Source organism: uncultured Actinobacillus sp., assembly GCF_945915845.1.
Classification (GTDB): Bacteria; Pseudomonadota; Gammaproteobacteria; order Enterobacterales; family Pasteurellaceae; genus Exercitatus.
On the sequence record NZ_CAMEFX010000005.1, the window covers coordinates 1 to 13011 of the forward strand.

Sequence of the window (13011 nt, forward strand, 5' to 3'; positions counted from 1 at the left end):
TTAAAACTTCTAAACCAACGCTCCATGATGTATCATTTGGGTGGAGCTAAATCAATAAATCCGCTAACTAATTTAATGAATAAAATAAGATCTTACTCTCCATCTAATCCTAATTCCGGGATATATGATATTGCTGGAGATTCGGCAAGTTGGGGAAAAGAAATATTTGATGATATTTTAAATAAACTATAGGAGCTTAAATGAAAAAAATCGAATTTAAAGAGGGAGACTTATTTTTTATCAATGATATAGAGCTAATAGGAAAAACAGAAAATAAGACTCTCAGCTTTGGAAACGAAAAACGAGTAGGTAAGTTAATTTATATCTCTTCTTTGTTTAAGGGAATGATTGGGTTTCTTCCTTCAAAAGAAACTTTTAGTACTCCGCCGCAAAATATCCAAGAAATAGAATTTACAAAAACTGTTATTTATACAGATTATATAGAATTAAAAAATGGCAATTGGAATATTATCGGACATCAAGATACGACAAATGCAGAATCCCTTCTAACAACACGAAGAGTAGCAAATGCTATTATGATTAAAGATGATGAAATCAGGATTTGTACAGAAGAGGATTATAAAAAATATAAAAACCAAGGTATTGCTGGTTTAGGAGCTGTTCATTATTTACTTATGAATTTACCTAAATAAGCTGGCTGAGAAACGCCTTATTCTTATGTTCATAATGTTTTAGATTTTCTTGATCCGTTTGGGTTGGCTGTTTGTCCTACATTAATTAAAGATAACCTAGGAAGGATAAAAGAATCCAGTGCAACAATTACAAAAGAGATGATTGGAACGGGAACGAGAGTTAATAATAGTGCTAGAGCTTATGCAAAAGCAATGGGTAATCAAGGAGATGATGCAGGACATATTTTAGCTAAAATTCTAGGTGGTCAAGGAGGAAAAGGAAATATATTCCCTCAATTAAAAGGAATTAATCGTGGGGATTATAGAGCATTTGAAAAACAAATAAGAGATTTGCTAAAAAGTGGCTCCGGTCCATTAGATCTTAAATGGAGTTTCACATATAACGGAAAAGGAACAAGACCGACAGGAATTCAATATGATGTATTCAAAGACGGAGTAAAAATATTAGATGAACTATTCCCAAACTAAAGAGGTGGCTAATGGAAAATGCAAAAGAAATATTATTTAAATTTTTTGATGAAATGTATTTATGGAATAGAGAAGCTTATCAATACACACAAGAAAATGGATTTGGAATTGAAACTCAAAAAGTATTACTTTCAAGCTTAGAACCCATAGTGAGAAAATTTTGCACTAAGAAAATTATCGACCAAATTTCTGTGAAATGTTCAGAAATACCAAAATATGATAAAAATAATCTTATTCTAGAAGGAACTGATGAAATTAATAAAAATAAAATAGCATTTTACATACGAGAATTAAATAGGTCCAAGAGTCTTTATAAATATACTCTTATCCATAAAAATGGAGTATGGTTAATAGATAAAAAAGATTGGCTTGTAGAATTTGATAACAAATGGGAAAAACATTATATCTAATTATATACATCCCCCCGATGGCGCTCGTCTCTGACGAGTGCCTATATCTCATATTTTAGATAAATTGTTTAGCCCCCCGTCTGGAGACGGGTGCTATCGGGGGGTACATATCGAGAATTTGAAAAGTCAGTTCGCAAAATGTTAGAAAAACATGGTTCTTTAGACTTAAAGTGGAAATTTAATTATCCTAATGTAAATTCTACAAGACCAAATGAAATTATTTATGATGTCTTTCATGACGGAAAACTTTTAGATACTTTAACATTTATAAATTAGAGATTTTATATGACAGAAAAAGATACTTTTATATGTTTCATGAACGAAATGCACAAATGGGAAAGTTATGCCACTAATATTGGATTAGCGAACAATCTTGATGAGCATAGAGAAATAGTAAGAAATATATTTAATAAATATTGCACGCCAAAAGATAGAAAAAGAGGGAAACCCAATATTCTATCTGCAAGTTCTATTTCGAGCTATGATTTATCAACACAACCAATATATAACATTGAATACAAAACTAAAAAAACAATCATATATACAAAACAAAAAAATAAAGCTGAAAATAATTTTAGATATACATTAATATTAAAAAATGATAAGTGGCTTATAGATAAAAAAGAAATCAGCTATAATAACGGCGAAAGTTGGGAGAGCTCTATATTATAACCGATTCCGCTACTACGATCCTGAAAGTGGGAGTTATATTTCGAGTGATCCGATTGGGTTAAATGGTGGGTAATCCGGTGCGGCTTTGTTATGTAAAGCCCCAATATAGAGATTTTATAGCCATCTCTAAAAAAACTTGACATTGATTCATAAAACCCCCAATATACTCATAGGTAGCGTAGCCTAAATAACGCAATGAGGTTGTTGGCTCATCGTCAATCTGAAACTAATCTAGAATGTAAAGGTCTAGCGGTGGCAGGCACCAGAAAACTCTGATATAAATCTAGGATGCAAAGGCCTAGCGGTGGCAGACACCAGAATAAACCAACAATTAAGCCCACACGTTTGTGGGCTTAATGCTTTCTGAAGGAATAATAATGAGTACTAAATTTGTGGATATAAAAGACCAAATTTTAATGAGTTAAAAAAATTTGAATATCTTTTAACTCACATTGAAATGTGCAGCAGTTTTCCTTAATAAACACTTTATTAATAAAGAAATGATTTATAGTACTAATAATGAATCCATTTCTCTTATATTTAAACGTAGTAATTTTATGCACCTATGCGGAATTCAATATAGTGAAGGTGCCTCAGAATTCTTTAATCTAGCCTTAATAAAACAAATCGATCTTAGCAAAATTTTTATTAAAACCGATGGGACAACATTTCAAAAATTATCAGTGTTAAGCTCAATAAATTCTTTACTTACTTCAGATATCACATTGACCGAAGGTGTTTTTTATCTAAATTTGTCTTTTGATAAAGCGTTAAAAACAAGAAAAAAAGTCTTTGCACTAACATTAGTGCAATAATGATAATACATTTATTCCGCTGTCATTGATTAATCTTAAATTTATAAATAATTTTCCAAACGGAAATAAAGTAACTCATATTAAGTCCATTCATTTACAAGATAGCACAGAAATAATATACTTATAGTTCATCAGTGTGAAGAGTACTGAATGATTGGGAAAATGTCCCCTCGATCATTTAAAAGGCAGGGATCCGAGTACTTGTACGAACCAATCTTAGATTGGGTTTGTTAGGCGCGGCTAACAAAGTATGTAATGGGGAGCTTATGCTCCCCTTCATTTTTCTAATGATCTTTATAAAAAAGTTACAGCATATTTACTGATTCTCTCAGCATTTCTACATCATGTTCAATATAGCCAAGTGTTACGCTGATATCCTTGTGTCCTAACAGCTTCTGAACCAAATAATCTTTCACATCGTTGACCGCACTTTCAAAATCAACATAACCACCATATGCCATCCACTCATATTTAAAACTTCTAAACCAACGCTCCATCGGGGCATTATCCCAGCAGTTGACCCGTCGGCTCATACTTTGTGTTAACTTGTGGTTTTGCACACATTGGGTAAATTGCTTGCTCCCATAAATACTGCCTTGGTCTGAGTGAAACAACATCGTTTTCCTACGTTTGGTCTGCAACATAGCGTGATTTAATGCATCGATAACCCATTGCGCATCGTGGTGTCGACTCAGTTTCCAACCAACCACTTGGCGGTCTAACTTAAGCCTGTAATTCGTTAATAAGCTCAGGTTTGCGGTGTAGTAGGTCTAACAGCGTTTTGGCGGCACCACTTGGTTTGCGTAAGCCTTGTTCCCAAGAGCGAAGGGTCGCAACTGAAATACCGAGCTTCTCCGCAAATTTAGGTTGTGATAATTTGGCGGCATGACGAGTTTCAACAATAGGGGAGACTTCAATTTGCGTTAAGCGAACGCCTGTAAAGTCGCCTTGTTTGACAAGTTCTAGAGTATCTCGTAAATCTTCTGCGTGTTCAGCCATTTCTGGATCGTCTTCAATCACAGCCTGAATGATAGTTTCTATATTCCAATGTTTGGCTTTTTCTTGAATTTTTTGATGAATCTTATCCATTTTTCGCTCCTGTTAATTGTTTTAAATCTTGGTTTGATAAGTTTTCTTTTTCATTTTTGGTGTAAATATCCATCATAATGACAACGCCATCTTCTAGTAAGTTGAAGTAGATTACTCTTACTCCTCCTCTTTTTCCCTTGCTATTTGCTTGCCAACGAACTTTGCGTAAGCCGTCAGCATGTTTTATGACATCTCCAACTAAAGGATTTTGGGCAATATAACTAAAAAATTCGAGGCGTTCGTCCTCTGTCCAAATCTCTCTGGCTTTACGCTGAAATTTCTGATATTCGATAATGGTATACATCTCAACTCTCCTTAGTGAAATGTATTATACTCTTACTATGTCTTATTGCAATGCTAGCAAAAGAAAACCGCCGTAGTGGCGGTTGGGTTAAGTAGAGAAATTTTGTTTTTACGAGTAGGTCTGATTGGTACATCCTTTACAGCTATAACCGCTCTTTTTCTCCCCCTAAATCATCCAATAAAAATGCAGTAAGTTTTGCGAGTTCGCCTGTCATTAAAATAAAATCGGCATCAAATCGTTGTGCAAAATCTTCCTTGAGAATATCATCATTTTTTTCACGAATTTGATCGGCAAATTTTAAGCGTTTTAATGAGCCGTCATCACAGAATACAAAGCTTAAATGTTCGTCCCAATCTAATGCTAACTTAGTGATAAGCTTGCCTTTTTCTAAATGTGATAAAATTTCTTCGCTTTCCAATGGTTGATTTTTACAGCGAATAATCCCTTTATCATCCGAGGCTTTAAGTTCCCCTTCTTCAAGTGCGGTTAAATATTGTGGAATATTATTTTGCGCGATCCAATTCGTCATGGCTAAAGCCGGTTCAATAGTAAACGCAAGGGGGATGACAGGCAAGGAACCTACGGATTTACGCAATAAGGCTAGCGCGTCTTCTGCTCGTTTACTTGCAGCAGCATCCACATAAATCAGATTAGTTTCAGTATTAATCCAAATCGCGGTGTGCTGATTTTTGCTGAATGCGCGTGGTAATAACATGGCAATAACATCATCTTTTAAGGCCTGTTTTTCGGTTTTCTTTAATTTTCTCGCTTCTTTTTCCTCTACTTGTCGTACTCGTTCATCTAATTCCGCTTTAATAACATGACTGGGCAAAATTTTTTCTTCTTTACGCGCCACTAACAGTATTTGTTTACCCACGGAAAAATGTAATAACTCAGAACCTCGTAAAGGGGTGCTCCAACCAAATTTACTCATATCTGATTGATTACATGGGTAATATTGATGTTGGGCTAGTTGATTTTGTAAATCCGACCAATCCAATTCTTTGGTTAAACGGTAAATAAGAGCATTTTTAAACCAGTACATTGGCATTCCTTTTAATTAAACGTAAAATGTCACCATATTCTAATCGATTTTAGGGAAAAATATGCAACAGAAATCTATTTGTTTTATTGGTGGCGGTAATATGGCACAGGCAATAGTGTTTGGATTATTAAAAAAAAGCTATACGGCGAATTTAATTACCGTCTGTGATCGGAATGAAAGCAAAAGAAAATTATTTGCTGAACAGGGCGTCAATACGACAACGGATCCTGCTCAGGGAGCCGCGCTGGCAGATGTGGTAGTTTTAGCCGTAAAACCTCAGAGCGCGGCAGAAACTTGTATCACCCTAAGCGCGGTCGATTTTAGTGATAAATTGGTGATTTCTATTATGGCCGCTATTCCAACTCAACGATTAACCGCACTTTTGCCCACAGCGCAAAATATTGTACGCGTTATGCCAAATACACCCTCATTGGTGTCAGAGGGCATGGCAGGATTGTTTGCACCATCTTCTGTAGCGGCAGAGCTTCAATCCTTTGCTGAAGAACTATTAAATGCCGTGGGCAAAACCTGTTGGGTAACAGCTGAAAATGATATGCACAAGGTAACTGCGGCCTCAGGTTCTAGTCCGGCTTATTTTTTCTTATTCATGGAAGCCATGCAACATGCGTTATTAAATATGGGATTAACAGAAAAACAAGCACGAGAACTTATTCAACAATCTGCTTTTGGGGCGGCAAAAATGGTGGTGGATAACCCACAAACGAGTTTGACGACTTTACGTGAAAATGTCACGTCTAAAGGTGGCACAACAGCGGCCGCGTTAGCCGTATTTAATGACAAGCATTTAGTCGACACTGTTGAACAAGCTATGCAGGCTTGTGTGGCAAGATCGAAAGAAATGGAAATGCTGTTTTAGCCCATTTATGGCGGGGCAAATAGAATTCGCCCCTTGTTGTATTTATTATTTTTGTTTGTAATTACTCAAGAACCGCGAGAATTTGCCTAAGGCATCTTCTAGGGTGCTAATATGTGGCAAGAACACTAAACGGAAGTGGTCTGGGGCATGCCAATTAAAGCCACGTCCATGCACTAATAATACTTTTTCCTGACGTAATAAATCCAGCACTAATTTTTCATCGTCATAAATGCCAAATTTCTCAATGTCAATTTTCGGGAACATATAAAGCGCACCTTTCGGTTTTACACAACTAATTCCGGGAATTTGATTGAGTAAGTCATACGCACGTTGGCGTTGTTCATAGAGTCGCCCACCTGGGACGATGAGTTCATTGATACTTTGATAGCCTCCTAAGGCGGTTTGAATAGCGTGTTGCATTGGTACATTGGCACATAAACGCATGGAAGCAAGCATATTCAAACCTTCGATATAACCTTGAGCTTTATCTTTGGGACCATTTAAGATCATCCAGCCTTGACGGAAACCACAGATGCGATAGGCTTTAGATAAGCCGTTAAAGGTGACGGTTAAAAGATCGGGGGCAATCGCTGCGATATGATGGTGTACGGCACCGTCATATAAAATTTTATCGTAAATTTCATCAGCAAAAATAATGAGACCATGCTCTCGTGCAACATCAGCGATTTGCTCCAATAAATCTTTACTATACACAGCACCGGTTGGGTTATTAGGGTTAATAATCACAATCCCTTTAGTACGAGAGGTAATTTTACTTTTAATATCCTCAATAGAAGGGAACCAATCGGATGATTCATCACATAAATAATGCACTGCTTTTCCGCCGGAAAGCGTTACTGCAGCGGTCCAAAGCGGATAATCAGGCATTGGCACTAAGACTTCATCATCGTTGTTTAGTAAGGCTTGCATTGACATGGTAATTAATTCTGACGCACCGTTGCCAATATACACATCGTTGACAGTGGAACCGTGAATACCTTTAGATTGGTAATATTGTACTACTGCTTTTCGTGCAGAATATAAGCCTTTTGAATCACAATACCCCTGAGAAGTAGCCATATTGCGGATAATATCCACCATAATTTCATCGGGTGCTTCAAACCCAAAGGGCGCGGTGTTGCCAATATTTAATTTGAGAATTTTATTGCCTTCTTCCTCAAGGCGTAAGGCTTCTTGATGGACAGGACCACGAATATCATAACAAACGTGTTCCAACTTATCGGATTTAGGAAAATAGTTCATTTAGCTTTCCTTTTTTTGATAAAAAATAAATAGATAGGGCGTTAATTTGTGAAAAATTAACCGCACTTTACCCTTATTTTTAACAGAATGAAAGATTTACTAAAAAAAATTTTTGAATTGGGGTAAAATGCAGAACAATTTTGTCAGGAATTTATGAACTAAATGATGTTTGAGTTACTTGCTGAAAAAGTGAAATCTCACCAAATTGATGCACAATCACCGATGATTACTGTATTTCATCTTGAAATAACAGAATTTGGTGAGCTTTTAGCATGGCTTAAAGCACAACATGTGTTTCCCCAATATTATTTAAATTTCCGTGATAGTGATAATAAACTGGTGGCAGTGGGAAAAGTGCGGTCTTTTGGGGATGAGATTTCAGCACAACAATTTATTGAAAAGACACAACAGCCTTTAATTGGCGGATTAACCTTTAATAAAAAGGGGGATTTTTGGTTACCGCGTTTGTTGATTGAGCAACAAAAACAACAAACAGTGATTTCTGTCTTTATTGATAATCAAGCCAATTTAGTAGAAGAAAAACAACAAGCATTAAGCGCGATTCAGGCATTAACCTGTTTTGCGGAGCTTGAACCGTTAAATTCTCAGGCTCGCTTAGTTTCGCAAAAGGCTAACCAAGAGGAATGGTGTCATTGGGTTGAACAGGCGTTAAGTGCCATTGAGCAAGGTGAATTAAATAAAGTCGTGTTAGCGAATGAAAGCTTGTTTGAAAGTACGCAACCGATTAATGCCCAAGATTTTCTTGCAGAAAGCGAAAAACAAAATACAGGTTGTTACCATTTTCTGTATGCAAAAACGCCAGATAGTGTTTTTGTTGGGTCAACGCCTGAGCGTTTATTTGAACGCTGTGGTGAACAAGTCAAAACTGAAGCGTTAGCAGGTACAGCGTTAATGTCTGATGATGCAAAGCAAAATCAAGCGCAAGCGGATTGGTTGTTACATGATCAAAAAAATGATGATGAAAACCGGCTTGTGGTAAAAGATATTTGTGATAATTTACAGGAGTTTGTGCGTCATATTCAAGTGGGGCAAGTGGAACTCAAACAGCTTCGTCGAGTCCAACATTTACGCCGCTGTATTCAAGCAGAGTTAAAAGCTCACTTTGCTGATGCAGCTTGCTTACATGCGATTCACCCTACGGCAGCAGTGTCAGGATTGCCGCAGCAAAACGCCCTGGCATTTTTACAAAAAACAGAAAATTTTGACCGCACTTGGTATGCAGGAACCTTGGGAATAATGACTCAATCTCATGGGGAATTTTGTGTGACTATTCGTTGCGCGTTTATTGAACAAAATAGAATTCGGATTTTTGCTGGCGCCGGTATTGTTGCAGGTTCAGTTCCTTTATTGGAATGGCAGGAAATTGAACGCAAGGCATCGGGGTTAGTCACTTTATTAAGCACAGGAAAGTAGACACTAGTCGAATAATGGAGAGTAATATGTCAGTCAGCACCTTTAACCGTTGTTGGTCGAAAGTGATTTTAGAAACATTAACACGTCATGGTGTGAAGCATGTTTGTATTGCGCCTGGTTCTCGTTCAACCCCGTTAACTCTCGAAGCTGTACGTCTGCAATCTCAACAGAAAGTGCAATGTCACACGCATTTTGACGAACGTGGTTTAGGTTTTTTTGCTTTAGGGTTGGCTAAATCATCTCAGTCTCCCGTGGTGATTATTGTGACTTCAGGTACTGCAGTGGCCAATTTATATCCGGCAGTCATTGAGGCAAGACAAAGTGCGGTGAATTTAATTGTTATTTCGGCAGATCGCCCGGCAGAATTATTAGAATGTGGTGCAAATCAGGCGATCCTTCAAGAAAATATGTTTGGCGTTTATCCTGTCGCTACATTGAATTTACCTAAACCTCATCAAGATTATGCGGCAAAATGGCTCATTTCAACTATTGAACAGGCTTGTTATCAGCAAGCAGAGAAAAATGGGGTTATTCATATTAATGCGCCATTTGCTGAACCTCTGTACGATGCAGATGTAGATAATATTGATATTCATCCTTGGCTTGCACCTATTCAGCGTTGGTTAGGTCAGCATCAACCTTGGACAGTACATCAAAAGCCACAACAAGAAGTGATGGTTCATGAACATTGGGATCATTGGCGAACCAAACGTGGTGTATTAGTGGTAGGGCAGTTACCACATGGCCATGCGATGGGAATCAAAGCTTGGGCAGAAACGATGGGGTGGGTGATGCTAACGGATATTCAATCTGGCGTTGAACCGAATTTGCCTTATGTGGATATTTGGTTGGCGAATAAAACCGTACGGGAAAAATTATTACAAGCAGATTTGGTTATTCAACTGGGGTCGCGTTTTGTGAGTAAAAGAATTAATCAATTTTTGCATGATTTTCAAGGTGAGTACTGGGTTGTAGATGAAAGTGAATCTCGAGTAGATCCTTTTCATCATACGCAAACGCGTTTTATCGCGAAAGTTCATCATTGGCTACGAGCGCATCCACCATTACGCCAAAAACCTTGGTTGTTAGAACCTTTGGCTCTTTCTAATTTCTGTGCAACCTTTATTGAACAGCAAGTCGGGGGCGGGTTGAATGAAGCGTCTTTGGCTCATCATATTGGGCGTCTATTACCGAAAAACTGCTCGTTATTCTTAGGGAATAGTTTATTTGTTCGTTTGGTTGATGCATTAACGAAACTATCTGAGACTTACCCTGTTTATACCAACCGTGGCGCAAGCGGTATTGATGGTTTGATTGCAACAATTGCCGGTATAGGTATTGGCGCCAATCAGCCTGTTGCGGCAGTGATTGGTGATACTTCAGCACTCCATGATTTGAATTCGCTCGCGTTACTAAGAAAAGTGACGCAACCAACAGTTTTATTTGTGGTGAATAATAATGGTGGTGCGATTTTTGATATGTTGCCGGTGGGCGCAGAGGTAAAAAATGCTTATTATCGCATGCCACATCATTTAGATTTTTCTGAAGCTGCGGCGATGTTTGAATTGAAATATGCACGACCTTACACTTGGGCGGATTTAGGACAAGCCTTAAAACTTGCTTATGCTCGTAAAGAAACGACTATTATTGAAATTAAAGTTAGCCCAAGTGATGGTGCAAATGTTTACAAAGGCTTAATTGAACAAATTAGCCAGGCAGTTATTGGCGCGTAAAAGGCGGATTAGGTAAAAAATAAGCCCGTCGTGGGCTTTTATTGAAAGATAAACAGACCCTAATGAACGATTTTAAAATTAATGAGTCCAATGAACCCTAAATGAGTAAAAAATGGAAAAAATAATGCGTGAGAAAGCACTCGTTGAAGTGAAAAATCTTACCTTTAAACGAGGTGAGCGCACCATTTATGACAATCTTAATTTGCGTGTAGAAAAAGGTAAAATTACCGCAATTATGGGGCCTTCTGGAATCGGTAAAACAACATTGTTAAAGCTAATCGGTGGGCAGTTGCATCCTGAGCAAGGCGAGATTTTATTTGATGGCAAGGATATTTGCCAAATGTCTAACCGAGAGCTGTATCATGTTCGCCAACGCATGGGAATGTTGTTTCAGTCGGGAGCATTGTTTACGGATATTTCTACCTTTGATAATGTCGCGTTCCCTATTCGCGAACATACGAATTTGCCTGAAGCATTAATTCGTAAGATTGTTTTAATGAAATTGGAATCCGTAGGATTGCGTGGTGCGGCAAATTTAATGCCATCAGAATTATCAGGCGGTATGGCGCGTCGAGCGGCTCTGGCTAGAACGATTGCCCTTGATCCTGATTTAATTATGTATGATGAACCTTTTACCGGGCAGGATCCTATTAGTATGGGTGTCATTATCAGTTTGATTAAGCGTCTTAATGAAGCCTTGAAATTGACTTCTATTGTGGTTTCCCACGATGTGCAAGAAGTCTTAAGTATTGCAGATTATGCGTATATTATTGCAGATAAACGTGTGATTGCAGAAGGAACGCCTACTTCATTGCTTCAAAGTGCGGATCCGCAGGTGGTACAATTTATTCAGGGTAAGGAAGATGGACCTGTGCGTTTCCATTATCAGGCCAATGACTATTTAGAGGATTTATTTCAATGATTGTACAATTAATCTCTCACTTAGGTCTGGCGGTAATTAAATCAGTACGCGCGTTGGGGCGTTCCGGTTTTATGTTTTTTGGTGCATTAGTGGGGAAACCTGAATTTCGTAAGCATGCGCCATTATTAATCAAGCAGCTTTATGTACTGGGTGTGCAGTCTTTATTGATTATTCTGCTTTCAGGCTTTTTTATCGGTATGGTGCTAGGGTTGCAAGGTTATGTGGTTTTAGTGGACTTTGCTGCCGAAGCGAATGTTGGACAATTAGTTGCACTTTCGTTATTACGTGAATTAGGCCCCGTTGTGACCGCACTTTTATTTGCCGGGCGAGCAGGTTCTGCATTAACAGCGGAAATCGGTTTAATGAAAGCCACAGAACAACTTTCTAGCTTAGAAATGATGGCAGTGGATCCGCTACGCCGTGTGATTGCGCCACGTTTTTGGGGCGGTGTGATTGCGATGCCTATTCTAGCGATATTGTTTACTTCTGTTGGTGTCATTGGCGGCTCTCTTGTGGGGGTAGATTGGAAAGGTATTGACAGTGGTTCCTTTTGGTCTGTGATGCAAAATGCAGTAGATAGTAAAGATTTACTTTATGGTTTTATTAAGAGTATTGTTTTTGCTTTTGCAGTTGTGTGGATCGCTTTATTCAATGGTTATGATTGCGTGCCGACCTCGGAAGGCATTAGCCAAGCAACGACAAAAACCGTGGTGCATTCGTCATTAATGGTATTAGGTTTAGATTTTGTATTAACTGCGATGATGTTTGGTGCATAACCAATCAGAGTGCGGTGAAAATTAGGAAATTTTTATGCGACAAACAATTAAATACGAATTTTGGGTGGGATTATTTTTACTTTTAGGTATCGCCGCTCTGGTGTTTATGGGTTTAAAAGTGGCAAATGTGCAAGGTTTTAATGAAGCAAAATCTTATCACGTCACTGCAACTTTTGATAATATAGGAGGTCTTAAAGTGCGCGCACCATTAAAAGTCGGTGGCGTGGTAATTGGTCGCGTGACCAATATCGCTTTAGATGAAAAGACTTATTTACCCAAAGTCACCATTGCAGTAAATGAAGAATTTAATCAAATTCCTGATAACAGTTCTCTTTCTATCAAAACCTCAGGCTTACTTGGCGAACAATATATTGCTTTAAGTGTTGGGTTTGATGATGGTGAAACAGAAATGTTAAAAGAGGGAAGTAAAATCGTAGATACTAAATCTGCATTGGTATTAGAAGATCTTATTGGTCAGTTCTTATATGGCGATAAGAATAAAAAAGAAGAGCCTGCGGCTCAATAATTCGGAAAGTGATTAATCGGAGTG

At 37.9% G+C, this 13011-nt stretch carries 17 protein-coding genes and 2 pseudogenes; 13 read left to right on the forward strand and 6 right to left on the reverse strand.

Annotated elements, in window-relative coordinates:
• The 7 genes from Q0O89_RS02535 to Q0O89_RS02565 form a co-directional block, all read left to right on the forward strand.
• On the forward strand, window positions 1-192 hold a 192-nt coding region (locus tag Q0O89_RS02535; RefSeq protein ID WP_293730202.1), incomplete at its 5' end, for a hypothetical protein.
• Between the two features lie 8 nt (window positions 193-200).
• Window positions 201-653 (forward strand): hypothetical protein, encoded by a 453-nt coding sequence (locus Q0O89_RS02540; RefSeq protein WP_293730203.1) that lies wholly within the window; start codon window positions 201-203, stop codon window positions 651-653.
• A 63-nt stretch (window positions 654-716) separates the two neighbouring features.
• Window positions 717-1121 (forward strand): DNA/RNA non-specific endonuclease, encoded by a 405-nt coding sequence (locus Q0O89_RS02545; RefSeq protein WP_293730204.1) that lies wholly within the window; start codon window positions 717-719, stop codon window positions 1119-1121.
• Window positions 1122-1132: 11 nt separating this feature from the next.
• Window positions 1133-1531, forward strand: a complete 399-nt coding sequence (locus tag Q0O89_RS02550) for an NTF2 fold immunity protein (RefSeq protein ID WP_293730205.1) — start codon at window positions 1133-1135, stop codon at window positions 1529-1531.
• A gap of 285 nt (window positions 1532-1816) precedes the next feature.
• The gene (locus Q0O89_RS02555) at window positions 1817-2203 is read left to right on the forward strand and encodes an NTF2 fold immunity protein (protein ID WP_293730206.1); all 387 of its coding nucleotides are present in this window, start codon (window positions 1817-1819) and stop codon (window positions 2201-2203) included.
• Window positions 2169-2276, forward strand: coding sequence for an RHS repeat-associated core domain-containing protein (locus Q0O89_RS02560; protein ID WP_293730264.1), 108 nt, complete (start codon window positions 2169-2171; stop codon window positions 2274-2276). The genes Q0O89_RS02555 and Q0O89_RS02560 overlap by 35 nt, the downstream gene beginning before the upstream one ends.
• A 427-nt stretch (window positions 2277-2703) precedes the next feature.
• Window positions 2704-3018, forward strand: a complete 315-nt coding sequence (locus tag Q0O89_RS02565; protein ID WP_293730207.1) for a PBECR4 domain-containing protein — start codon at window positions 2704-2706, stop codon at window positions 3016-3018.
• A gap of 305 nt (window positions 3019-3323) precedes the next feature.
• Here the strand turns inward: Q0O89_RS02565 and Q0O89_RS10505 are convergent.
• The 5 genes and pseudogenes from Q0O89_RS10505 to rdgC form a co-directional block, all read right to left on the reverse strand.
• Window positions 3324-3425 (reverse strand): annotated as a pseudogene (locus Q0O89_RS10505) (site-specific integrase); the annotation flags it as partial.
• 165 nt (window positions 3426-3590) lie between these two features.
• A pseudogene (locus Q0O89_RS10510) lies at window positions 3591-3728 on the reverse strand (IS3 family transposase); the annotation flags it as partial.
• Window positions 3729-3741: 13 nt separating this feature from the next.
• On the reverse strand, window positions 3742-4107 hold the full coding sequence (locus Q0O89_RS02575; protein WP_293730209.1) for a helix-turn-helix domain-containing protein: 366 nt from the start codon (window positions 4105-4107) through the stop codon (window positions 3742-3744).
• Window positions 4100-4411 (reverse strand): DNA-binding protein, encoded by a 312-nt coding sequence (locus tag Q0O89_RS02580; protein ID WP_293730210.1) that lies wholly within the window; start codon window positions 4409-4411, stop codon window positions 4100-4102. Before Q0O89_RS02580 ends, Q0O89_RS02575 begins: the two co-directional genes overlap by 8 nt.
• 142 nt (window positions 4412-4553) lie before the next feature.
• On the reverse strand, window positions 4554-5456 hold the full coding sequence (gene rdgC, locus Q0O89_RS02585) for a recombination-associated protein RdgC (protein WP_293730211.1): 903 nt from the start codon (window positions 5454-5456) through the stop codon (window positions 4554-4556).
• A gap of 61 nt (window positions 5457-5517) precedes the next feature.
• On the opposite strand from rdgC, the gene proC reads away from it, so the two are divergent.
• Window positions 5518-6333, forward strand: coding sequence for a pyrroline-5-carboxylate reductase (gene proC, locus Q0O89_RS02590; RefSeq protein ID WP_293730213.1), 816 nt, complete (start codon window positions 5518-5520; stop codon window positions 6331-6333).
• A gap of 45 nt (window positions 6334-6378) precedes the next feature.
• Here the strand turns inward: proC and Q0O89_RS02595 are convergent, their stop codons facing one another.
• Window positions 6379-7596, reverse strand: a complete 1218-nt coding sequence (locus tag Q0O89_RS02595; RefSeq protein WP_293730214.1) for a pyridoxal phosphate-dependent aminotransferase — start codon at window positions 7594-7596, stop codon at window positions 6379-6381.
• Window positions 7597-7761: 165 nt separating this feature from the next.
• Between Q0O89_RS02595 and Q0O89_RS02600 the strand changes: the two genes are divergently transcribed.
• The 5 genes from Q0O89_RS02600 to mlaD all read left to right on the forward strand — a co-directional run bounded on the left by Q0O89_RS02600 (window position 7762) and on the right by mlaD (window position 12987).
• Window positions 7762-9030 carry an isochorismate synthase gene (locus Q0O89_RS02600; RefSeq protein ID WP_293730265.1) on the forward strand — a complete coding sequence of 423 codons (1269 nt, stop codon included), beginning with the start codon at window positions 7762-7764 and terminating at the stop codon, window positions 9028-9030.
• Between the two features lie 26 nt (window positions 9031-9056).
• Window positions 9057-10763, forward strand: coding sequence for a 2-succinyl-5-enolpyruvyl-6-hydroxy-3-cyclohexene-1-carboxylic-acid synthase (menD, locus tag Q0O89_RS02605; RefSeq protein WP_293730215.1), 1707 nt, complete (start codon window positions 9057-9059; stop codon window positions 10761-10763).
• Between the two features lie 124 nt (window positions 10764-10887).
• Complete coding sequence (locus Q0O89_RS02610; RefSeq protein ID WP_293730216.1) at window positions 10888-11685, forward strand: ATP-binding cassette domain-containing protein; 798 nt, start codon at window positions 10888-10890, stop codon at window positions 11683-11685.
• Complete coding sequence (mlaE, locus tag Q0O89_RS02615) at window positions 11682-12461, forward strand: lipid asymmetry maintenance ABC transporter permease subunit MlaE (protein ID WP_293730217.1); 780 nt, start codon at window positions 11682-11684, stop codon at window positions 12459-12461. Before Q0O89_RS02610 ends, mlaE begins: the two co-directional genes overlap by 4 nt.
• A 34-nt stretch (window positions 12462-12495) precedes the next feature.
• Complete coding sequence (mlaD, locus tag Q0O89_RS02620; protein ID WP_293730218.1) at window positions 12496-12987, forward strand: outer membrane lipid asymmetry maintenance protein MlaD; 492 nt, start codon at window positions 12496-12498, stop codon at window positions 12985-12987.
• Window positions 12988-13011: the final 24 nt, after the last annotated feature.

Coding starts and splice junctions, on each gene's coding strand:
- Q0O89_RS02575 (WP_293730209.1), bottom strand. CDS start 4,107: ATGGATAAGATTCATCAAAAAATTCAAGAAAAAGCCAAACATTGGAAT.
- Q0O89_RS02610 (WP_293730216.1), top strand. CDS start 10,888: ATGCGTGAGAAAGCACTCGTTGAAGTGAAAAATCTTACCTTTAAACGA.
- Q0O89_RS02550 (WP_293730205.1), top strand. CDS start 1,133: ATGGAAAATGCAAAAGAAATATTATTTAAATTTTTTGATGAAATGTAT.
- mlaE (WP_293730217.1), top strand. CDS start 11,682: ATGATTGTACAATTAATCTCTCACTTAGGTCTGGCGGTAATTAAATCA.
- Q0O89_RS02565 (WP_293730207.1), top strand. CDS start 2,704: ATGATTTATAGTACTAATAATGAATCCATTTCTCTTATATTTAAACGT.
- Q0O89_RS02580 (WP_293730210.1), bottom strand. CDS start 4,411: ATGTATACCATTATCGAATATCAGAAATTTCAGCGTAAAGCCAGAGAG.
- rdgC (WP_293730211.1), bottom strand. CDS start 5,456: ATGTACTGGTTTAAAAATGCTCTTATTTACCGTTTAACCAAAGAATTG.
- mlaD (WP_293730218.1), top strand. CDS start 12,496: ATGCGACAAACAATTAAATACGAATTTTGGGTGGGATTATTTTTACTT.
- Q0O89_RS02555 (WP_293730206.1), top strand. CDS start 1,817: ATGACAGAAAAAGATACTTTTATATGTTTCATGAACGAAATGCACAAA.
- Q0O89_RS02600 (WP_293730265.1), top strand. CDS start 7,762: ATGTTTGAGTTACTTGCTGAAAAAGTGAAATCTCACCAAATTGATGCA.
- menD (WP_293730215.1), top strand. CDS start 9,057: ATGTCAGTCAGCACCTTTAACCGTTGTTGGTCGAAAGTGATTTTAGAA.
- Q0O89_RS02595 (WP_293730214.1), bottom strand. CDS start 7,596: ATGAACTATTTTCCTAAATCCGATAAGTTGGAACACGTTTGTTATGAT.
- Q0O89_RS02540 (WP_293730203.1), top strand. CDS start 201: ATGAAAAAAATCGAATTTAAAGAGGGAGACTTATTTTTTATCAATGAT.
- proC (WP_293730213.1), top strand. CDS start 5,518: ATGCAACAGAAATCTATTTGTTTTATTGGTGGCGGTAATATGGCACAG.